Source organism: Peribacillus sp. CSMR9, assembly GCF_033141925.1.
In the GTDB taxonomy this organism is placed as follows: domain Bacteria; phylum Bacillota; class Bacilli; order Bacillales; family DSM-1321; genus Peribacillus; species Peribacillus simplex_A.
Window position 1 is genome coordinate 1 of record NZ_JAOPHO010000001.1, and the last position, 21,737, is coordinate 21,737.

General features: G+C 40.2%; 23 protein-coding genes, 1 pseudogene and 2 riboswitches. Of the genes and pseudogenes, 16 read left to right on the forward strand and 8 right to left on the reverse strand.

Annotated features, from left to right (window positions below; all coding sequences use genetic code 11):
* Positions 1-75: 75 nt before the first annotated feature.
* From thiE to tenA, 5 genes are read right to left on the reverse strand one after another with little or no spacing between them, the layout of a single operon-like run.
* The gene (thiE, locus tag N9I19_RS00005) at positions 76-708 is read right to left on the reverse strand and encodes a thiamine phosphate synthase (protein WP_061462176.1); all 633 of its coding nucleotides are present in this window, start codon (positions 706-708) and stop codon (positions 76-78) included.
* A complete protein-coding gene (gene thiM / locus N9I19_RS00010) occupies positions 689-1,504 on the reverse strand; it encodes a hydroxyethylthiazole kinase (protein ID WP_317776664.1) in 816 nt (271 codons plus the stop codon). The genes thiE and thiM overlap by 20 nt, the downstream gene beginning before the upstream one ends.
* The gene (gene thiD, locus N9I19_RS00015) at positions 1,501-2,307 is read right to left on the reverse strand and encodes a bifunctional hydroxymethylpyrimidine kinase/phosphomethylpyrimidine kinase (protein WP_061462178.1); all 807 of its coding nucleotides are present in this window, start codon (positions 2,305-2,307) and stop codon (positions 1,501-1,503) included. Before thiD ends, thiM begins: the two co-directional genes overlap by 4 nt.
* A complete protein-coding gene (gene thiW, locus N9I19_RS00020; RefSeq protein WP_317776839.1) occupies positions 2,276-2,797 on the reverse strand; it encodes an energy coupling factor transporter S component ThiW in 522 nt (173 codons plus the stop codon). The genes thiD and thiW overlap by 32 nt, the downstream gene beginning before the upstream one ends.
* A 14-nt stretch (positions 2,798-2,811) precedes the next feature.
* Complete coding sequence (gene tenA, locus N9I19_RS00025) at positions 2,812-3,501, reverse strand: thiaminase II (RefSeq protein WP_317776665.1); 690 nt, start codon at positions 3,499-3,501, stop codon at positions 2,812-2,814.
* Between the two features lie 94 nt (positions 3,502-3,595).
* A riboswitch (TPP riboswitch) is annotated at positions 3,596-3,700 on the reverse strand.
* Positions 3,701-3,859: 159 nt separating this feature from the next.
* A riboswitch (SAM riboswitch) is annotated at positions 3,860-3,964 on the forward strand.
* 175 nt (positions 3,965-4,139) lie between these two features.
* On the opposite strand from tenA, the gene N9I19_RS00030 reads away from it, so the two are divergent.
* Together N9I19_RS00030 and N9I19_RS00035 are read left to right on the forward strand one after the other, a co-directional pair.
* Positions 4,140-4,328, forward strand: a complete 189-nt coding sequence (locus N9I19_RS00030) for a Fur-regulated basic protein FbpA (protein WP_061462181.1) — start codon at positions 4,140-4,142, stop codon at positions 4,326-4,328.
* A 251-nt stretch (positions 4,329-4,579) separates the two neighbouring features.
* Positions 4,580-4,774 carry an aspartyl-phosphate phosphatase Spo0E family protein gene (locus N9I19_RS00035; protein ID WP_125160892.1) on the forward strand — a complete coding sequence of 65 codons (195 nt, stop codon included), beginning with the start codon at positions 4,580-4,582 and terminating at the stop codon, positions 4,772-4,774.
* Between the two features lie 70 nt (positions 4,775-4,844).
* Here N9I19_RS00035 and N9I19_RS00040 read toward each other — a convergent pair whose 3' ends face one another.
* The gene (locus tag N9I19_RS00040) at positions 4,845-5,351 is read right to left on the reverse strand and encodes a GNAT family N-acetyltransferase (RefSeq protein WP_089364156.1); all 507 of its coding nucleotides are present in this window, start codon (positions 5,349-5,351) and stop codon (positions 4,845-4,847) included.
* A 224-nt stretch (positions 5,352-5,575) separates the two neighbouring features.
* On the opposite strand from N9I19_RS00040, the gene N9I19_RS00045 reads away from it, so the two are divergent.
* From N9I19_RS00045 to N9I19_RS00060, 5 genes and pseudogenes are all read left to right on the forward strand, one after another.
* Positions 5,576-6,277, forward strand: coding sequence for a DUF459 domain-containing protein (locus N9I19_RS00045; protein ID WP_317776666.1), 702 nt, complete (start codon positions 5,576-5,578; stop codon positions 6,275-6,277).
* A gap of 115 nt (positions 6,278-6,392) precedes the next feature.
* A pseudogene (locus tag N9I19_RS25090) lies at positions 6,393-6,710 on the forward strand (MFS transporter); the annotation flags it as partial.
* Between the two features lie 387 nt (positions 6,711-7,097).
* Positions 7,098-7,580 (forward strand): DinB family protein, encoded by a 483-nt coding sequence (locus N9I19_RS00050; RefSeq protein WP_317776667.1) that lies wholly within the window; start codon positions 7,098-7,100, stop codon positions 7,578-7,580.
* Positions 7,581-7,654: 74 nt separating this feature from the next.
* Positions 7,655-8,194, forward strand: coding sequence for a M15 family metallopeptidase (locus N9I19_RS00055; RefSeq protein ID WP_411730386.1), 540 nt, complete (start codon positions 7,655-7,657; stop codon positions 8,192-8,194).
* 132 nt (positions 8,195-8,326) lie between these two features.
* On the forward strand, positions 8,327-8,869 hold the full coding sequence (locus tag N9I19_RS00060) for an acyl-CoA thioesterase (RefSeq protein WP_061462186.1): 543 nt from the start codon (positions 8,327-8,329) through the stop codon (positions 8,867-8,869).
* A gap of 192 nt (positions 8,870-9,061) precedes the next feature.
* On the opposite strand, the gene N9I19_RS00065 is transcribed toward N9I19_RS00060, so the two are convergent.
* Positions 9,062-9,697, reverse strand: a complete 636-nt coding sequence (locus tag N9I19_RS00065; protein WP_317776668.1) for a Bax inhibitor-1/YccA family protein — start codon at positions 9,695-9,697, stop codon at positions 9,062-9,064.
* A 493-nt stretch (positions 9,698-10,190) separates the two neighbouring features.
* Here N9I19_RS00065 and N9I19_RS00070 point away from each other — a divergent pair, with 493 nt between their 5' ends.
* The 7 genes from N9I19_RS00070 (at position 10,191) to N9I19_RS00100 (ending at position 17,413) form a co-directional block, all read left to right on the forward strand.
* Positions 10,191-11,216, forward strand: a complete 1,026-nt coding sequence (locus N9I19_RS00070; RefSeq protein WP_317776669.1) for an ABC transporter ATP-binding protein — start codon at positions 10,191-10,193, stop codon at positions 11,214-11,216.
* On the forward strand, positions 11,194-12,120 hold the full coding sequence (locus tag N9I19_RS00075) for an ABC transporter ATP-binding protein (protein ID WP_125160886.1): 927 nt from the start codon (positions 11,194-11,196) through the stop codon (positions 12,118-12,120). The genes N9I19_RS00070 and N9I19_RS00075 overlap by 23 nt, the downstream gene beginning before the upstream one ends.
* 15 nt (positions 12,121-12,135) lie before the next feature.
* Positions 12,136-13,101 (forward strand): oligopeptide ABC transporter permease, encoded by a 966-nt coding sequence (gene opp4B / locus N9I19_RS00080; protein WP_317776670.1) that lies wholly within the window; start codon positions 12,136-12,138, stop codon positions 13,099-13,101.
* 22 nt (positions 13,102-13,123) lie between these two features.
* Positions 13,124-14,023, forward strand: a complete 900-nt coding sequence (locus N9I19_RS00085; RefSeq protein WP_061466008.1) for an ABC transporter permease — start codon at positions 13,124-13,126, stop codon at positions 14,021-14,023.
* A gap of 18 nt (positions 14,024-14,041) precedes the next feature.
* Positions 14,042-15,808, forward strand: coding sequence for an oligopeptide ABC transporter substrate-binding protein (opp4A, locus tag N9I19_RS00090; protein WP_317776671.1), 1,767 nt, complete (start codon positions 14,042-14,044; stop codon positions 15,806-15,808).
* Between the two features lie 328 nt (positions 15,809-16,136).
* The gene (locus N9I19_RS00095; protein WP_185147851.1) at positions 16,137-16,274 is read left to right on the forward strand and encodes a hypothetical protein; all 138 of its coding nucleotides are present in this window, start codon (positions 16,137-16,139) and stop codon (positions 16,272-16,274) included.
* A gap of 92 nt (positions 16,275-16,366) precedes the next feature.
* A complete protein-coding gene (locus tag N9I19_RS00100; RefSeq protein WP_317776673.1) occupies positions 16,367-17,413 on the forward strand; it encodes a M42 family metallopeptidase in 1,047 nt (348 codons plus the stop codon).
* A gap of 182 nt (positions 17,414-17,595) precedes the next feature.
* Here the strand turns inward: N9I19_RS00100 and N9I19_RS00105 are convergent, their stop codons facing one another.
* Positions 17,596-18,018 carry a pyridoxamine 5'-phosphate oxidase family protein gene (locus N9I19_RS00105; RefSeq protein ID WP_317776674.1) on the reverse strand — a complete coding sequence of 141 codons (423 nt, stop codon included), beginning with the start codon at positions 18,016-18,018 and terminating at the stop codon, positions 17,596-17,598.
* A gap of 183 nt (positions 18,019-18,201) precedes the next feature.
* Between N9I19_RS00105 and N9I19_RS00110 the strand changes: the two genes are divergently transcribed.
* Both N9I19_RS00110 and cphA read left to right on the forward strand, forming a co-directional pair.
* Complete coding sequence (locus tag N9I19_RS00110) at positions 18,202-19,014, forward strand: cyanophycinase (protein ID WP_317776675.1); 813 nt, start codon at positions 18,202-18,204, stop codon at positions 19,012-19,014.
* A complete protein-coding gene (cphA, locus tag N9I19_RS00115) occupies positions 19,011-21,632 on the forward strand; it encodes a cyanophycin synthetase (protein WP_317776676.1) in 2,622 nt (873 codons plus the stop codon). Before N9I19_RS00110 ends, cphA begins: the two co-directional genes overlap by 4 nt.
* The last annotated feature ends 105 nt before the right edge of the window (positions 21,633-21,737 follow it).

Genomic DNA, 21,737 nt, shown 5'->3' on the forward strand with positions numbered 1-21,737 from the left:
CTGAACCGCCGTATACCGAACGGTACGTACGGTGGTGTGAGAGGTCGGAGGCTAGGCGCCTCCTCCTACTCGATTTTACTTAAAGTCTTTTATTATTTTTAAAAGGAGTTCGGAGGCAATCTTTGGACTATCTGCATTCATGATTGCTGAAACGACCGCGGTACCGGATAGCCCGCTATCTGAAAGTGAGGAAATGTTATCGGCTGTGATACCCCCGATTGCTACGGCAGGAATCGATACGCTGCGGCAAATTTCCTCCAAATCTTCAATGGCCATTAGCGTTGCATCTTGTTTGGTCTTCGTAGGGAAAACGGAACCGACTCCGATATAGTCTGCTCCATTTTGTTCGGCTTCGAGAGCTTCTTCAAGTGTGGAGACTGAAACACCGACAATCATATCGTCAGGAACCATTTGTTTGATGACAGGCAGTGGAAGATCATCTTGCCCAATATGAATTCCGTCCGCTTCAACAGCGAGTGCTATATCTACCCGGTCATTAATGATAAGGGGAATGGACAGCTCGCTCAATAACTGTTTTAATGCAGAAGCCTTTTTATAAAAGGAGAGGGAGGAATTGTTTTTCTCTCTAAGTTGTACGATCGAAACTCCTCCTGAAACCGATTCTGCAATGATTTTGGTCAATTCTTCTATTGCTATCGACTCTTCCGTAACTAAATATAGACTTAAATCAATTTGGGACTTCTTCATTTATTTTCACCTCATGCATCCATATTTCCTTATCCATTCTTGATATTGCATCCATTAATCGCACTCGAAACGTTCCTGTCCCTTCATCTTCTTGAAGTTTTGCAGCTGCCAGGTCCCCTGAAATGCTCATGGTCGAGATACCGGCAATTGCCGCAGAATAGAAATCGTCCGTGACTCCGGAAAAGGTGCCGATAAGAGCAGTGGCCATGCATCCGGTACCAGTAACATTAGTTAAAAGGAGATTCCCGTTGTCGATAATTGACGTATGTTTTCCGTCGCTGACCGCATCCTTAGCCCCGCTGACCACGATGATACTATTCAATTTATTTGCTGCTTGTGCAGCCAGCTCTGCATTGCTAATCGCTAGTTCCCCTGAATCCACTCCGCGTGTAACGATATCCCCCCCCATCAATCGAAGGATCTCACTCGCATTTCCGCGAATGATTTGGAAAGTAACCTTACTTAGAAGCTCTGTGACTTTCTCTGTCCGATAGGAGGTGGCACCCACTCCCACCGGGTCCAAAATGACTGGGATATTCAGGGCATTTGCCGTCCTGCCGGCAATCTCCATTGCTTCTAAGGCTTTATCATCAATCGTACCGAAATTCAGGACCAATGCATTCGCTAATTTGACCATATCCGCCACTTCACTGGGGCTCGATGTCATTACAGGTGAGCCACCGATGGCAAGGGTGACATTGGCACAGTCGTTGACCGTAACAAAGTTGGTGATTTGGTGAACGAGAGGTTTTCTTTCTCGTACTTTCACGAATAAATCGGCTGCAGCTACATTCATATTAAGTCACTCCGTTCTTTTTTTGAAAATGAATGAAAATGATGGACAGGTCCATGCCCCCTACCGATTGAAAAGCTATTACGTATCGCTTCGGAAATATAGGTCTTGGCCAGTTCAATCGACTCTTTCAATGGCAGTCCATTTGCCAGGTTGGATGTAATGGCGGATGATAGGGTACAGCCTGTACCATGTGTGTTTTGTGTATGAATGCGTTCTCCCTTGATCCATTGGAAGTCAGTTCCATCATAAAAAAGATCGTTTGGATTTCCTGCTGCATGGCCCCCTTTAAGTAAAACGGCTTTAGAACCTAGTTCATGTATGGATATGCATGCCCTGTAAAAATCTTGTTTCGTTCGAATCGACAAGCCAGTAAGGACTTCCGCTTCTGGTACATTCGGGGTTGCAAGTGTTGCAAGCGGAAGCAATTCCATTTTTAAGGCAGTGACAGCTTTTTCGTCTAGCAAATGGTGGCCGCTTTTTGAAATCATGACTGGGTCAAGGATAACGATGGAAGGTAAGTAGGTTTTAATGGACGCAGCGACTGTTTTCACTATTTCTTTTGATCCAAGCATTCCTATTTTTACTGCATCGACATGAATATCCTCAAAGATGGCAGCAATTTGATCCGAGATGATAGCTGTTTCGATGGCCTGAACTGAACGCACTTCCATTGTGTTTTGTGCAGTAACGGCTGTAATGGCAGACATTCCAAAGACACCATGTGCAGAAAAGGTTTTTAAATCTGCTTGTATTCCAGCACCGCCCCCTGAATCAGAGCCTGCGATGGTTAATGCTGTTTTCATAAAAAATCCCCTTCATATAATTATTTTTTAGAAGTATTTTAAGTAATATGAAAGCTAAAAGCGCACCTGCGAATGAACTAAGCATAAAAGCTGGTAAAAAACCAAAAAGAGCAGCTTTTTCCCCCAATAGGAGGAGTGCAAGTGGATAACAGGATAGGGATCCGAGAATGCCGGTCCCAATCACTTCCCCTAGACAGGCGAATTTCAAGCTTTGTGTTTTTCGATAAAGGACGGCAGTCAATAGTGCACCTATCATGCTGCCAGGAAAGGCGAAAATTGAACCGGTACCAGACATGTTTCTAATGATGGAAACTAATAAAGCTTGTGTTACCGAATAGGCAGGTCCCAATAAAACGGCTGTCAGGACATTTGCCAGATGCTGTATAGGGAAGATTTTAGCAAATCCGACAGGGATGAAAATAAATGAACTGGTCAGAGTCGTTATACCCGTGATCATGGCAGTCAACGTCATTTTCTTGATTGGATTCATCATCATGTCAATACCTACAGTGGCCAATCCTGTTCATTTTGAACCATATCCCAGAATAAATATTCATATCGGGAAGTCACCAAAAAGTGCTTTTCTAATCTCAGAAGTTCCTTTTCAGGCATGCCTCTTGTTAATTCTTCCAATAAAGCAATCAGCCACTTGTGTGCCTCACCGAATTCAGGAGATGAATAGGACCTTATCCAATCTGCGTAGCGGTTGTTTTCCAATGCTTCACCATTTTGTTTTTTTAATATCAAACCGATTTCATAATAATCCCAAGCACATGGTAGGAGACAAGCGATGAGGTCTGCCAAAGTCCCATGCTGAGCTGCATTTAGCATGTAACCCGTATAGGCTAAAGTGGTAGGCGTAGGTTCTGTATCTTCCAATTCCTTGGTACTGATTCCGAATTCCGAAGCATATTGCCGATGGATATCCATTTCCACTTGAAGGGTTTCGTTTAAAATACTGGAGAACCTTGCCATGATTTCGATATTATGGGCTTTGATGACACCTAGAGCAAAAAGCTTGGAATATTCCATGAGATAGATATAGTCCTGCTTCAAATAATAAGAAAATTTCTTTTCAGGTAGCGTGCCGTTTCCAATTGCCTGGACAAAGGGATGTGAATGGTTCCTTTTCCAAATTTCTTTTGCCCGTCCATGAAGTCTTTCACTGAAGGTTTCTAATTTAGTATTCTCCATTGTTCATCCTCCTTTAGAATAGATCCCCTATTTACATCCATAAAAAAACCCGCTCCTGAATACGGAACGGGGTAGATGGATAAAGTCTGCAAATGGACGATATCATCCACTTCCCTCCGCCGGTATGAGCCGGTTCAGGTTCAAAGGGTCCGGAACTAATTCCATCTCAGTCTAAAAAAAGACTCCCCTAGTGGTGTGAATTGTATGTAATTACTGACATCATATCAGAAAGACAAGAAAATGCAACCCACATTTGAAAGGGGAAACCCATTTATGGCAAGTGGAAAAGGAAGAACCAGGTAATTGACTTTTGATGTTTATTGGGATAAAATCATTTCTACATCATTTATATATTGAATTCTTATCCAGAGAGGTGGAGGGACTTGGCCCAAAGAAACCTCGGCAGCAGACCCATTTTGGGAACTGTGCTAAATCCAACAAGCATTTGCTTGGAAGATAAGAAGAGCCGTACGGACACTGTAAGCCTCTTCTTGAATTAGAAGAGGCTTTTATTTTTGCGGAATAACGTTTAGTGGAATACTAGAAAAGGTATATATAATTTGGTGAAATCAAACCGGTTAATACAGTTTAGCTCAACTAGAAGCGGCTCTATGATGACTAGGAAAGGAGCCATTTACATGGCAGAATTATTTAAGAGGATTGAACAGAGGAAGGCAATGCTTATTGAAGAGTTATTGGCCAATGGAGTATACAAAACCTCTGATGAAAGGCACCTTTATGATGCCCCGTTAAAAGTACTTGAAAATGAATATAAGATTGTAATAAATAGACCTAATAACGAGTCTCCTTCGGAATGGATGACATAGTATCCGATAGGCTATAATCTTGGGATAAGAGATATGATGTAAGCATTCGCAGTCAATACTTGTGGATGCTTTTTTTATTTATGTTTATATAGGGGATGACACAATATATACATATTTAGAAAATGAAATAGGCTTTTTGTCACATTTAAACAGTAAAATTACACATTTAATTTCAAATAAATAGTTGATTTTAACTATAAGTTTCATTATGATGAAGGTGTAAAAAAATTGAATAAATGGGAGGTGGCTTGATGCTTTGCCAGAAGGTAACTGTAGAAAAAGTAGAAGAGAAGAGACAAGAAATGATCAAATTGGCGGCAATTTATGGTTTAACAAGTCTTCTAACTGTTCAAGCAAGCCAAGAATTGGATACGCTGTTGAATGCTTTAACAAATAAAAGAGATTCTGAATATTTTTCCCTTAAGAAAGTATATAGGTATTTCTAAATTCTCCATTTCGGCCTCGTTTAATCTGAAAAAGGCTACTGCTCAAGGCAATAGCTTTTAAATGAATATTTTAATGATCGACACGTTTCCCAAGTATAATCAAATCTCTTTCAATGCCATCGAGCTCTGCAACTCGAGGCAAATTTGCCCATTTTTCAAACCCGAATTTTGAAAAAAGCTTCAGGCTAGGTATATTGTGGGCAAAAATGAAACCTAATAAAGTCTTCACCCCTAATTTAGGGCTCACTTCAATTGCCTTTTGAATCGAAATTTGTCCGATTCCTTTTCCCCGGAAATAATCATCGATATAAATGCTGATTTCGGCCGTAGAATCATAAGCTGGCCGGCCATAGAAAGATTGAAAGCTCATCCATCCGGCAGTTTGCCCTTCTATAGTAATGATATATAGCGGTCGACTTTCTGAATGATGTTCCTCAAACCATTTAACCCTCGATTGTACGGATACAGGTTCCGTATCTGCCGTGACCATTCTTGAAGCAATTGTCGAATTATATATTTCAACGATTCTGGGTAAATCCGAAAGTGCTGCCTCCCTAAACTCTATGTGCTCTGCCATCATTTAAACTCCTATCTATCATTTATATTCAATCTCCAGAATAAAGGGTATCATCCCGCTTACATAAAGGCCGGTGAATGAAGCCCAATCCATTGAAAGTTTTATATTATCATACACTCTTTACTATTTATCTGACAATTCATTTTTGTATGGTTAAAACTACAGATTTTTGGGTATTTAAAATGATGAAATACTTCATAGTAAATAGACAAAAGGAGAAACCAATGAAAAAAGTAGCAGGTTTGTTAATTATTGTACTAGTTATTTGTTTTGCTGCATATAAATTTCAGGCCTCGGAGTCGAAAGATGTGCAAAGGGTAATGGCTTTTGGAGATTCGTTAACCTATGGAAAAGGGGATAAGGACGGGGAGGGATATGTAGAAGGTCTGGAGGATGAATTGAATAATCCGGAATCGGAACAAAAAGTGAGTTTTTGGAATTACGGTATAAAAGGTCAGGAAACGGATGGGGTCATGAATCAGCTTGATGATTACCGCATTAAATCGAAACTTGATAAAGCCGATACTTTCATCGTTTATATTGGAACCAATGACTTGATCAATAGTAACGGCGGTGACTTGAAGAAAATAAGTGATCGAAAAATCGATGAGGGTAAACGGGAGTATATCAACCATCTTGATAAGATTACTTCGACACTGATAAAGGCAAACGATAAAGCGGATATACTTGTAGTGGGACTGTATAATCCGATTAAAGACAATCAAAAACTTGAAAAGCACATCCAAGATTATAACCAATCAATAATGGGAATAGCGAAAAAGGATAAAAGGATGGTATTCATTCCTACAAATGATCTTTTTGAGAATAAAAAGAAAACCGAGTATTTCAGTGATAAGATTCATCCCAATGAAAAGGGATATCAGCTCATTACGAATCGGATTTTGGAAAGTTATCATTTCAAATGAAAGCAAAAATGCACAGAAGGCTGAATTATACCCTGGATAACGGACATACATAAAAAAGTGTCCCTTATCCGGGTTTTTTTGAGGTTGAGACTGTTCCCATTGGTTTAATGGCTGCTGTTCTTACTTTTGCTTGCGGGCTTGCTTTACTTTTATCCCTATTTATGCTGAGGCATTAGGTATGACATCTATTGCAAGTTATTTCTTTGTAATCTTCGCACTCTTTATAATACTGTCACGTCCATTTGTTGGAAAACTATTTGATCGTAAAGGAGCAAATCATATAGTATATCCGTTCGTATTAATTTTTATCATAGGTATGATCATTTTGAGTCAAGCACATACCATGAATGCATTTTTAAGTGCGGGAGCAATCATAGGAGTAGAGTTTGGTGTTCTTCAACCTGCTTTGCAAACTCTTCTGTTCAGTCGGTAAATACTGAGCGAAAAGGGTTAGCAACTTCAACGTTTTTTTTATTCAATGATTTAGGTGTGGCATTAGGTTCCTTCACTATAGGTATTGTCTCCTCGCATACTACCTATAGTTTTGTATATATAGTATGTGCAGAAGTAATGATTTTTCTTTATGTTCTTTATTATTGCTTACAACATCGCAAAGTCATTGCTATTTGGAGCTATATGGAATTTCGGAAGTTGTTTGTATTAGGTGAATTTTACCTTTATGACTATCATAGAGCTTTTCGAAAAATAGACAACTATAAATCGGTTCGTTTCTGTCAAAAAGCATTATTATTTTACACATTCATATAGAAAATGGAATAATTAAAGGAGATTAGCCAGGCCATAAGAGGAGATGCTATAGATGAATGAAAATGAAAATATCAGGGAAGAACTTTTAATTGCGGTCAAAGGACTATCGGATGAACAACTGGACACCCATCCTGAAGAAGGACGTTGGAGCATCATTCAGGTATTGGATCATTTATATTTAATGGAGAGGGCCATAACAAGGAATATTGCCGATAAATTGAAAAGCGATGAAAGCATTCCAGCTGTGGATAAACCAATCGAGCTTACTTTAAATCGAGAATTGAAGGTTCAGGCCCCGCCATTTGTCATTCCGTCAGAATCATTCCAAACTTTGAGCAAGGTTAAGGATAAGTTGTCCGAATCCCGCAAAGCCTTTATACAAGTAGTTGATCATGCAAAACGAAATGATCTCGAACAAAAGTCTTTTCCTCACCCTTTGTTTAAAGAATTAAGCTTGAAGCAATGGATTGCTTTCGTGGGACTTCATGAAAAACGGCATTTAATGCAAATAGAAGAATTGAAATCAAAGTTATAATAGAAGAAAAACTCATCCGTCTTTGGTTGAGTTTTTCACTTTCTGACTGTTATTCGTAAAGGAAGGATTTTTCAGTGAAAGCTACTTGGGTAAGGACATGTTTGGTATTGGGCTTTTTCGGATTATTGTTGGGGCTCTTGTTCAAGTATATGCTTCCGCCTGATCTAGATGAAATCAAACTGACTGACGAGCTTAATCCGATCGTCGCCGAAAAAAAAGATGAGCTCATTCAACAGGCTAATGACAAAGGCATCCCGGTAATCATTACAGCGGGGTTCCGGTCATTAGCCGAGCAAAATGAACTCTATGAAAAAGGCCGATTAACCAAGGGCAAAGTCGTAACGAATGCAAAAGGAGGGGAGTCGCTTCATAATTTCGGTTTGGCGATAGATTTTGCCCTCCTTAACAAACAAGGCGAGGCCATTTGGGATATGGGTTATGATGGCAATCATAATGGGAAGTCGGATTGGATGGAAGTCGTAACCATCGCTAAAGGGTTAGGTTTTGATTGGGGCGGGGATTGGGCAGGGTTTAAGGATTATCCTCATTTACAAATGACATTTGGCTTGAGCCTGCGTGAGCTGCAACAAGGCAAGCAACCAAAAGGGCAGTGAAAGTGTGGCGCTTTATTTTAAGGCCGAATAATTTTGACTAATAGCAGGAAAATAAGCATGTATATTGCTTTACAGGTAAGAATTCGATAAAGTGGACTAGTGAGAAATCAGACAAAAAGGAGTGCAGTCACCATGGAAGAAATAAAACATTGCCGGGATTCTTTGGTCATAAAAACAAGCCTTGTCCTCCCGCCGGATACAAATAATATTGGTACGATGTTCGGAGGCAAATTAATGGCATACATTGATGATGTAGCGGCTATATCCGCCATGCGGCATGCGAGAAGCAACGTCGTGACGGCATCAACTGATTCTGTCGATTTTCTGCACCCTATTCACGAAGGAAATGCAGTTTGCCTTGAAAGCTTCGTGACGTATACGGGCAGAACATCAATGGAAATCATCGTAAAGGTGATTGCGGAGGATTTAGTTACAGGAGATCGGAATTTATGCGTCATTTCCTTTTTGACCTTTGTTGCCATTAATGAAGTAGGTAAACCAATTCCGGTTCCGCGTTTGGTTCCCGAAACAGAGATGGAAATGAATTTAAATGAATCGGCAAAACAACGGGCCCAAATAAGGAAAAAAAGAAGAGAAGATACACAGTTCATTGCAAGTACCTTCGGTGTGAAACTGCCATGGACCGATCAATCAAATCCAGGATTATATAAATAAGATACGGTACCTTCAGCAGTTCATTGCCAGGGGTTCAAAATTTTTGGGGAACTCTCATGAATTGGTTTTATACAGTGATTTATATAAAATACCTGATAGATGCTTTTTTACCCATGGGGCACATACGTGAAAAGACGCTTGGATCAGCCAAGCGTCTTTTTCTGTTACCATGTAGGATTGGATACCATCCTTTTAGTCATCACTTGCTAAAATACCAAAGAAACGTAAGATGTTAATGAAAAGGTTAATGAAATCAAGATATAGATTCAGGGCCATGAGCGGTACTTCTTCGGCTGTTACCCCGTAATGCTTCATTCGATTGAAATCATATAAAATATAACCACTGAAAACTAAAATACCAATAAATGAAAAGACCAGCATGGCTGTAGAGCTTAATGGAAAGAAAATGTTGAAAAGGCTAATAACCACTAAAGCCAGCAAGGCTGCAAATAACATGCCTCCCAAGAAAGAAAGATCCCTTTTGGTGGTTGTCGCATAAACCGCCAGTCCTCCAAATACAACTGTCGTCGTAACACCGGCTAAGATTACCACATTTGCCCCTTCAGCTGCTAAGTAGTGTGCAATGATCGGATAGGTGGTTATTCCTGAAATTAACGTAAAACTATACAAGAATGTGTACCCGATAGATTTTTTCCTCCGCATGATGAATGCTCCAATCAACATGGCGATCTCGAGGATCGCTAAGGGAAGAAACAAAGATGGCGGAATAAAAGTGCCGAGAGCCATCCCTAAAACGGAAACTGCTAGAGATAACGCGAACGTCCTCATGACGGAAGGCATATATGTTTGTACAGTTTGTGAATACATTCAATCACCTCATCATTTATTTGCTACCGATTTCTACGGATCTGTTTTAAAAAGGTTTCATTACATTTAATAAATTTAGTTGTTTTTTCGAAAGTATCGAAATATATATGAAATAATTACCTATTTTATGATATCCTTACAATTAAACTAACTTTTCTGAAATATTAAAATATTTTTATTCTAAATCATATTAAGGTATGTAAATCGATATGTTCAATAAATAGATATAAACTTATCGATAGTTATTTAAAGATAATAAATTTTTTAATAATCGTTCTGCACAAATAACCGGGCTTCATAACTTTACTGTATAACAGTCATAAAGAAAATGACTTTTTATTGCAGAAAAATATTCCTGTAGTTATAAAATATGAAAAAAATGTGATTATTTTGGATGAAAACTATTGTATAAATGTAAAAAATTGATTAAAATTTTAAATAATTATCAGAAGATTAGTTATTTTCTCGATAAAATAGTTTAGGGGGATCAAGGATGAAGAAAGCTATTTTGCAAATAGAGAACCTAACTACCTCATTTCGAATCCGTAACAAATATCATGCAGCGGTGGATGATGTTTCATTTACGGTGAATGAAAATGAAATTGTTGCAGTTGTTGGTGAATCAGGTTGTGGAAAGAGTGCATTGGCCTTATCTATCATGCAATTACATAATAAGCAGAGAACGAAATCCGAAGGAACCATAAATTATAAAAGCCAAAATCTACTAAAGTTGAATGATATGCAAATGAATAAAGTCCGTGGTAAGGAAATGGGCATGATATTCCAGGAACCTTTAACGGCTTTGAACCCGCTCATGACCATTGGAAAACAGATCGAGGAGAATCTTGATTACCATACTGAACTTTCCAGGGATGAAAAAAAGAACAGGACAATAGAGCTTTTGACACAAGTCGGAATTCCTTATCCTGAACGGACGTACAAGCAATATCCGCATGAGCTCTCGGGTGGAATGCGGCAAAGGGCGATGATTTCGATTGCCATTGCTTGCAACCCTGCACTGGTCATTGCCGATGAACCCACGACGGCACTGGATGTTACGATTCAAGCGCAAATACTTGATTTGCTGAAAGATATCCAAAGCAGGACAAAAATGGGGATCATCTTAATTACACATGATCTGAGCGTCGTTGCAGAGGTCGCTGACAGGATCGTTGTCATGTATGCCGGACAGGTAGTGGAAACGGGATTTGTTAAAGAGATATTCAATAATCCGCTGCATCCATATACGAGGTCGTTATTAAATTCGATTCCTTCGGCTACAAATGAGAAAAACCGTTTGCACGTTATTGAGGGAATCGTCCCATCGATAGCGAAAATGGATAGGATAGGTTGCCGTTTCCAGGATAGGATTCCTTGGATACCAAAACATGCGCATGAAGAGGCGCCCCGACTTCACGATGTGGGCAACGATCATTTTGTACGATGTACCTGCTATAAAGAATTTTATTTTCAAGCTGAAGGAGATGCATCGACACATGACATTACTCAAAGTAGATAATTTAAAAGTGCATTTTCCAATAAGGGGCGGTTTTTTCCGAAGGGTGGTCGATCACGTAAAGGCTGTGGACGGTGTTTCCTTTGAACTGCAGCAAGGGGAGACATATGGTTTGGTAGGAGAATCCGGTAGCGGCAAGTCCACGACAGGCAAGGCAGTGGTTAAGCTGAATGATGTGACATCCGGACAAATCCTGTTTGAAGGCAGGGATTTAGCATCATTAAGTAGAAAAGAGATTAAACCATTTAGAAAAGATATCCAAATGATTTTCCAAGACCCGTATTCATCATTAAATCCCAAGAAGAGGGTGCTGGACATCATTGCCGAACCGCTGAGGAACTTCGAACGGTTATCACCAGCGGAGGAAAAGAAAATCGTCCAGGACTTCTTGGACAAAGTCGGGCTTAGTCCTGAATCGATTCACAAGTATCCTCATGAATTTTCAGGGGGCCAGCGCCAGCGGATTGGAATAGCCAGATCATTGACATTGAAGCCTAAGCTGATCATTGCTGATGAACCAGTGTCAGCCCTGGATGTTTCCGTTCAGGCACAAGTTTTGAATTTCCTTCAGGATCTCCAACAGGAGTTCAATTTGACTTATTTGTTTGTCGGGCATGATTTGGGTGTAATCCGGCATATGTGTGACCGGATGGGCGTTATGTATCGTGGTAGATTAGTAGAGGAAGGCAAAAGTGAGGAAATCTATGAAAATCCCCAACATATTTACACGAAACGCCTGATTGCCGCCATTCCAGATTTAGAGCCGGAAGTTCGCGAGGATAAAGTGCAGCTTAGAAAAAAACTCACTTCAGAATATGAGTCAACCTACTCGAAATATTTCGATGAGAATGGACGTGCTTACGATTTGAAGCCAATCTCGGCAACACATAGAGTCGCATTACAATAAGGAGGTGGAAAGAATATGTGGAAGTTTATCCTCAGACGTTTATTAGGTATGATCCCGCAGCTCTTTTTATTGAGCATCATCGTTTTCATGATGGCCAAAGCCATGCCGGGAGATGCCTTATCAGGCCAGGAAATCAACCCCAGGGCCAATCCAGCCGAGCTCGATAGGATCAGGGAAGAATTGGGTCTGAATGACCCTTGGTATCAACAATATTTAAGGTGGGCATCCAATGCTGTACAGGGGGATTTCGGTATTTCCTATACACATAAAACGCCCGTTATGGATGTTATCGAAGACAGGCTTTGGAACACGGTGTTCCTGGCGTTGGTCACTCTGATCTTTACATATATGCTTGCTATTCCATTAGGCATACTTAGCGGAAGGTATAACGATACATGGGTGGATAAAACCGTTACGGGTTATAGTTATGCAGGGTTTGGCACACCGATTTTCATCTTTGCGTTAATCATGTTATTCATTTTCGGATTCGCCTTGGATTGGTTCCCATCCGGAGGCAGTGTCGATTCAAAAGTGGATGAAGGCACATTCGCCTATGTTATAAGTAAGATCAATCATTTGATATTACCAGCTTTAAGTACAGCATTAATTGCAACTACAAGTACGATCCAATATTTGCGAAATGAAATCATCGATAATAAAATCAAGGATTTCGTCAGGACTGCGCGTTCAAAGGGAGTGCCTGAATCAAAAGTATATTCACGTCATATCCTTAGAAATTCTTTTTTACCGATAGCAGCATTCTTAGGTTATGAAATTACTGGATTGATCGGCGGCGCGGTCATAATCGAGACCATTTTCAGTTATCCGGGACTTGGGCAGCTTTTCCTTAGCTCAGTCAGTCTGCGGGATTTCAGTGTAGTGACGGCCATCGTCATGATGACGGGATTTGCCACTCTGCTTGGCACCCTTCTTTCGGACATCATACTTAGTGCGGTCGATCCGCGCATACGGATAGAATAGGAGCGGGGTGAGTCGTATGGAAATGAAAGTAGAAACCGGAAAGAACATACAAGTGAAAGATGTAAGCCCTTCAGGAATCAAAATCATCTGGCAGGAAATTAAAAAGGATAAACTTGCCATGGGCTCATTGATTATATTAGCAGCTATTTTGTTGTTTGTTTATGGTGCGGCTTTCTTCATGGATGCCAAAGAAATTGCCAAGGTCGATTTCCTCTCCATTTATCTGGAGCCATCTTCAGACTATTGGCTCGGTACCGATTATGGTGGCCGGGATGTATTCGGACAACTGATCATCGGTACGAGAAACTCATTTACCATCAGTTTGTTCATTACCTTATTCACGGCAATCATCGGTTTATCATTAGGGCTTCTTGCTGGTTACTTTGGCGGGGCAACCGATAATGTGATCATGCGTGTTATCGATTTCGTGATTGCCCTACCTCAATTGATGTTCATCATCGTTGTAGTCACGATTGTACCAGTATTCAATGTGTATGTTTTCATATTGATCATGACGATGTTTTTATGGACAGGAAAGGCACGGCTAATTCGTTCAAAAGCTTTGTCAGAGCGTGAGTTGGACTATATCCACGCCTCACAAACACTCGGGACGCCACATTGGAAAATCATCTTGTTTCAGCTTCTGCCTAATGTCAGTTCACTGATTATCGTAAATTTCATTTTGAATCTTGCAGGCAATATTGGCCTAGAATCCAGTTTGACTTTCTTAGGGTTCGGTCTTCCGGAGAGCACACCGAGTCTCGGGACGCTTATCAGTTATGCTCAAAATCCAGATGTTCTGGAAAACAAGTGGTGGATATGGGTACCCGCATCACTCATGATTTTAGTGTTGATGCTGAGTATAAATTTCGTTGGTCAAGCGTTAAAACGCGCCGCCGATGCAAGACAAAGAAGAGGATAAAAAAGGGGAGTGTAGGATATGAAAATCAATAGCTACAGTAAGGTATTAAGTGCATTGGCCATTTCGTCTCTACTGCTTGCTGCATGTTCGGATGATACGGAGAAATCATCAACGAAAGAGAAAAAAGGAAAAGATGTCGAGCAGATCGATGCCTCTAAATTCCCGACAAAGACGACTAATCAAGGAGAGCCTATTGAAGGCGGCCATTTGACATATGGATTGGTATCCAATACCCCGTTTGAAGGGATATTAAACAAAGTTTACTATCAAGGCGAACCAGATCACCAAATCATTACTTTCATGGATGATGAAGATTTATTGGATACAGATGAAAACTATGTTTTCACGAATGAAGGTGCCGCTACCTATGAGCTTTCAGACGATCATAAAACGTTTACACTTACGATTAAGGATAATGTAAATTGGCAAGATGGGAAGCCTGTGACTGGTGCCGATTTAGAATATGCATACCTTGTTATTGGAAGCAAAGATTACACAGGTGTACGCTATGATGAACAGATGGAATTAATCGAAGGTATGAAGGAATATCATGAAGGTAAAGCAGATAGCATTTCAGGCATTAAAGTGGACGGTAAGAAAATTACTTTTACTTTCAAGAAAGCAAATCCTTCTGTCACGACTGGATTATGGACATATCCGCTTCATAAAGAATACTTAAAAGATGTTCCAATTGCGAAGTTGGAATCTTCTGATAAAATTCGTAAAAACCCGATTGGATTTGGACCATTTAAAGTGAAGAAGATCGTTCAAGGGGAAGCGGTCGAATTCGAAGCGAATAAAGATTATTATCGCGGTGCACCTAAATTGGATAGTGTGACATTGAAAGTCGTGAATCCGTCTGTTGTCGTTAAGTCCCTTGAAAATGGTGACCTTGATGTAGCTGAGGTCCTGGCTGAGCAATATGATCAGGCCAAGGAATTGGATAATGTCGAATTATTGGGTAAAGTTGAATTGGCTTATTCCTATATTGGTTTCAATTTCGGTCATTATGATAAGAAAAAAGAAGAAAATGTTATGGATGATAATCCAAAATTCAAAGACAAGCGCCTTCGCCAGGCAATGGCCTATGCCATCAATAATGAAGAAGTTGGCGAAAAGATGTTCAAGGGCCTTCGCTTCCCTGCCAACTCGGTCATTACACCAAACTTTAAATATAACAATAAAGATGTAAAAGCATATGAATATGATCCTGAAAAAGCGAAAAAACTTTTGGATGAAGCAGGATTTGTAGATACAAATAAGGATGGCATTCGTGAAGATGCGGATGGAAAAGAGTTCAAGATTAACTTTGCTTCCATGAGTGGCTCCGATGTTTCTGAGCCTCTAGCAAGGTATTATATCCAACAATGGGGACAAGTGGGATTAGACGTTGAATTGCAGGATGGAAGGCTGCATGAGTTCAATTCATTCTACGACCTATTGAAAAAGGATAATGACCAAGTTGATATTTATCAAGCTGCATGGGGGGTCGCTTCCGATCCGGATCCATCAGGCTTATGGTCTAGATCTGCAGAATTTAACTATACCCGCTGGGTAAATGATAAAAATGATGAGCTTCTTGCTAAAGGGATTTCAGAGGAAGCATTCGATGATCAATATCGGATCGATACGTATAATGAGTGGCAAGAGTTGATTCATGAAGAGGTTCCAGTCATTCCGACATTATTCCGTTATCAATTGGCGGGAGTGAATGAACGCGTTACGGGATATGATTACCTTGCTGGCCGCCAATATCAATGGCATAATGTGGGTGTAACGAAATAATTTATTTGATGACTATCGGCTGCCTTTATGGGCGGTCGATTTTTTTGCGTTTCAATGAAGTGGATATAGGTTATATAGAAAATAGTAAGTAATTGGAAGGGTGATATTGATGGAAGTGAGAAATCCTAATGAACAAAGAGAGAGTTAGAAATATTGTTTACTTTAATCGGTTGGTCGTTTACTGAGACCTCTTGAAGAGGAAATCTTTGCAGACATTGTTGTCTATAGAGACGAAATGAGAATTACCTTCTTGGAATATATGAAGGAATTTCCGACAAGCAAAGAAAGTTGAAATAAGTTGAACTTTCATCATGGAGGAGGTTTTTTTATGAGAAACGAAGATATGAGCAGATATAAAGTATGGCGCGATAAATGGAAAAGAAAAATGAATATGGAGAATTTGGCGATATATGGCATTACTACATTAGTCATGGCCATCTTGCCTATTTTGGCCCATATGAGTTAAATCGATATAAGGACCGCCATTTGGCGGTCCTTTATATGTTAAAAGTTGGCATGAACAGATATAATAAAAAAAAGAGGAAAGGAGAGATATGTATGAGTATTATCGAAGAAAAGAAAATCGTATCTTACATAAAAGAGTTAGTATCAATACCCAGTCCCTCCGGCTATACGGAGCAAGTCATTAAATATGCGGCTGAATTCATGGAAAATAGGCAGGTCCCTTACAAGATCACGAATAAAGGAGCATTACTTGCTTCATTAAAAGGCGAAGATGATGGTAAACATCGTTTGCTGACAGCACATGTTGATACACTAGGAGCCATGGTCAAGGAAATTAAGCCGAATGGCCGTTTGAAATTGACGATGATCGGTGGTTTCCGATGGAATTCAGTGGAAGGGGAGTATTGTAAAATCCATACGGCTGATGGGGCGATTATCACCGGGACCATTTTAATCAATCAGACCTCTGTCCATGTATATAAAAATGCCGGGGATGCCAAGCGTGATGATGAGACAATTGAAGTCCGTATCGATGCAGTCGTGAAAACCAAGGCGGAAACGGAGGCCATTGGCATTTCAGTTGGAGATTTTGTCTCCTTTGAACCGAGAGTGGAAATGACAGATACAGGCTTTTTGAAATCAAGGCATTTGGATGATAAAGCTAGCGTTGGCATCCTCCTTCATATCATTGACCTCATTTCCGCAGGAGAGATAAAATTGGCATATACGACCCATTTCCTGATTTCCAACAATGAAGAAATCGGCTATGGCGGTAATTCCAATATCCCAGAGAAAACAGTCGAATATTTAGCCGTCGATATGGGAGCGATCGGTGATGGACAATCGACGGATGAATACAGCGTTTCCATTTGTGCTAAAGACTCCTCAGGCCCTTATCATTATAAATTGCGTCAGCATCTTGTCACACTTGCCCAAGCAAATGCTGTCGACTACCGTGTCGATATTTATCCGTATTATGGATCGGACGCTTCCGCTGCAATCCGGGCAGGGTATGATGTCGTGCATGGTCTAATCGGACCGGGGATTGATGCATCTCACGCCTTTGAGAGAACACATATCTCTTCATTAAAACATACGGCCAATCTGATTTTGCATTATATACAATCAGAGTTGGTGTAATCGTGAAAAAAGCCCGCACTCAAGTCATATGAGTGCGGGTTTTAAACTGGCTTTTATAGCGATAGTTTTATTTTATGTGAGTTTCGGTTATATACTCGTAAATTTCGCACATTTACTCGTGAATTTCGCACATTTACTCGTAAATTTCGCACATTTACTCGTGAATGCCAAATAATAATTTTTTATAATGTTAACTCTTGTGGAGGTTGACCATTGTTGTTCATCAACCGGATGCTTTCAGGCTTAATTTGAAGGATTAAATAATTTGGATCGTTTGGACTGTCAAACCAATTTTCAAATGACTTATTCCATAATTTATCTTTTAATTCCTGTGAATCGTTAATTTTCGAGGTACCTGAGATTTCTAAGTAAGAATCGCCTAATCCTTCATTTTCATAACCAATCAGGATATGAACATTTGGATTCTTTTCAATTTCAGCAATTTTTTCCGTATTTGCACTCGTTGGCGTGTATAAAGTTAATTCTTCATTAAAAAATGTCATATAGCGTGAATGTGGTTTGTTATTTTCTACAGATGATAAAACTCCTATTTTATGATCACGGATGATGTTCAATACTTTTTCTTTTAATTGGTTTTGGCTCATCTTTGCACACTCCTTTTATTTTTTTCTCTATTACTTTTCCTCTCTTTTCATTAAGTTAAACAAAATTCTGCTGTTTGCCATTTTTATGAATGAAGACTTAGACAAGTTGCCATACTAGTCATTATGTGTTCTGTATAGAGCAACTTAATGATCTTAATCCATTTGTAAAGGTGAGTATGAGGAATGAATTGTGGTGAATTACTTATCATTGGCGGGGCAGAGGATAAGTGCCTTGAAGGTGAAGTATTAAATAAATTTGTCGAGCTTGCAAACCGTTCAGATGGCGGAATAGGAATATTGCCTACAGCGAGTGAAATTCCTGAGGAAGTGAGTACCGAGTATATCAAGATTTTCAGGGATTTAGGCGTGGACAGGGTGGAAGTGATCAAGCTGGATTCAAGGCAGGATGCAGACGATCCGGCGATTTGTAAACAGCTGATATCCTTTTCCGCCATCTTCATTACTGGAGGAAACCAAAGCCGGTTATCTGAGCGGATTGGAAAATCCAAATTCCATCATGCCCTTTCTAATGCCTGGCATAAAGGAATGGTGATAGCAGGGACAAGTGCTGGCGCCTCCATTTTAGGTAAGCATATGATCGTTGCTGCTGACACGATGCTGAATGATAATAAGTTAAAGGTAGAGATTGGGATAGGTTTCGGCTTCCTTGACGACCTGATCATTGACCAACATTTTTCCCAGCGTGGCCGCTTTGACCGTCTGTTAAGTGCGATAGCAGGGAATAAAGAAATTATGGGTATTGGCATTGATGAAAATACAGCAATTTTAGTTAAAGAAGGATATTTTGAAGTATTTGGCCAACATCAAGTATTAGTTCTTGATGGCAGCAACAGTGATTATATCAATATCACATCTTCCGATAATGGCAGTGAAGAGTTGACTCTCTCGGGATTTAATCTTCATGCACTTACCAGGGGATACCGTTTTGACCTGCTTACCAGGAAATTGTTGATGAAAAAGGGGATCCAACCATGATTATCAATCGAGTCCGTTATTTAAAAGGACCTAATTATTTTGCTTATACACCAACGATTTGCATTGAATTGGATATAGGGGAACTGGAAGAGAAACCATCTGATTCGATTCCTGGATTCAATGAAAAATTATTGAGGACGCTCCCGAACCTGGGAAGCCATACATGTTCAAAAGGGTATCGAGGCGGTTTTGCTGAAAGGCTTAGAAAAGGTACATGGATGGGACATATTTTAGAGCATATGACGATTGAGCTTCAAAACTTAGCTGGAATTGATGCCATTCGGGGAAAAACGGTAATGATGGAAAAGAAGGGTCATTATTATGTAACCTTCGACTATAAGGAGCCTCAGTCAGGTCTTCAAGCTTTTTTAGCAGCAAAAGATATCGTGGAAGCCATCCTGAATGGTGAAAACCTTATAAATGTACAATTTTATGTAAAACAAATAGAGCAGCTATATTATAAAAATAAACTGGGGCCTAGTACAGAAGCCATTTTTAAGGCTGCGCAGGCAAAAGATATCCCTGTCGAGCGAATGGGTGATGAAAGTTTACTACGTATAGGAACCGGTTCAAGGCAAAAGTATGTCCAGGCGACAATTTCTAGCCAGACTTCGAATATTGCCGTGGAGAATTCATGTGATAAATCATTGACCAAATCTATATTAAAAGGGTGTGGCCTTTCTGTACCTGAAGGGGATATTGCCCATTCCATTGAAGAAATCTTTACCACAGCGGACAAGCTGGGTTTTCCACTGGTTATAAAACCGTATAACGGCAGACAGGGAGAGGGTGTCATCACCCATATCAAAAATAAGGATGAACTATTCAATGTAGTCAATTGTTTGGAGCCGCATGTGGAGAAGTACATTGTCGAACGACATATTGAAGGACATGATTACAGGATATTGATAGTAAATGAAGAACTTATAGCCGCTAGTTTAAGGCTTCCTCCCTATGTTATTGGAAACGGTAAGGAAACGATACGTAAGTTGATAGAAAAGGAAAATCGTAATGCATTGCGTGGAGAAGGTCATGAAAAACCGATGTCAAAAATCCCTCTTACACATACCGTGACGTGTTATTTGGAAAAATCGAACCGGACACTGGATACAATTCCGAATCAAGGAGAAGTGGTTCAAGTTGTCGGCAATGCAAATCTTTCGACTGGTGGAAAGGCAATAGATGTAACGGACCAGGTCCATCCAACCATTAAGAATATGGCGCGTGCTGCCGCAAAAGCAATCGGTTTGGATATAGCCGGAATAGACTTGATCTGTGAGGATATCTCAAAATCAATCGAACATTCACGGACTGCGATAATCGAGGTGAACGCTGCACCGGGAATTCGAATGCATCACTATCCGAGTGAAGGAAAAAAAAGGGATGTAGGCAAAGCCATTATCGATTATTTATTTCCGACACGGGAAGAGGCGGCGATACCGATCATCGCGGTGACCGGAACAAATGGAAAAACGACAACGACCCGATTGGTTCATTATTTTCTTTCAAATGAAAATACGAAGGTAGGAATGACGAATTCCGATGGAGTATATATCGGCGATAAGGTATTGGATCAAGGTGACTGCAGTGGCCCGGTCAGTGCAAGAATGGTATTGGCACATCCTGAAGTTGATGTAGCTGTATTAGAAACGGCACGGGGGGGGATTCTGCGTGAAGGTCTGGCATTTCGTCAGTGTGATGTTGGCATCATTACAAATGTTAGTGAGGATCACCTCGGCCGTGATGGAATTGAAACATTGGATGATCTCATAAAATTAAAGAGGCTGGTAGCCGAAATCGTTCAAAAAACAGGCTATTGTGTGCTGAATGCAGATGATCCGAATGTAGCTGCTATGGAAGCTTTTACAGATGGGGAAGTGATTTATACTTCTACAGATGCCACCCAGCCTCAGGTGAAGGCCGCGATTAAGGGAGGATGTAAAGTTTGGTTTGTCAATGAACAAGGTATGATCTGCCATTCATCAGATGGTGTCATTTCTCAGTTTATGGATTGCTCGATGATTCCAATAACGATTTCCGGCAATGCACGTCATAATATCGCCAATTTACTTCAGGCGTTAGCCGCAGCCCAAACCCAAGGGATTTCCATGGAAGAACTAAGAAGGAAGGCTGTCACGTTTATGCCTGATACGAATTTGTCCAAAGGGCGTTTCAATTTAAAAAAGCTGAATGAGCGAACGATCATCATCGACTATGCCCATAATGAAGCAGGATTAAAGGCCATATTCGAAACGGTCAGTGCCTATAACAAAAATCGTCTTATCACTGTTTTGGCAGGACCGGGAGACCGTATTGATGATGAGCTCATCAGACTATCCAAGGTGGCGGCAATGAATTCTGATCTGTTCATCATTAAAGAAGACGATGATTTGCGGGGAAGGGAGCCTCTTGAAGTAGCGAGGCTGCTTAAGGAAGCTGCGGTAGAAGCAGGGTTACATAAAGATCAGGCATTTATCGTTATTAATGAATTGGACGCATTCGTAAAAGCTTGGGAAACATCACAACCTGGTGATCTATTATTGTTCTTCTACACGGATTTTGAATATGTAGAGCGGTTTTTCGAAAAAGTTGCAACAAATCCATTGCCAAAAAAATAAAAGAAAGTGCATTACCAGGGCGAAATAATCTGGAATCAAAATGATATCAAAAGCTAATTTTCAGTACCATTATAACATTTGAAAGCCATGCTTCCCATTTTCATG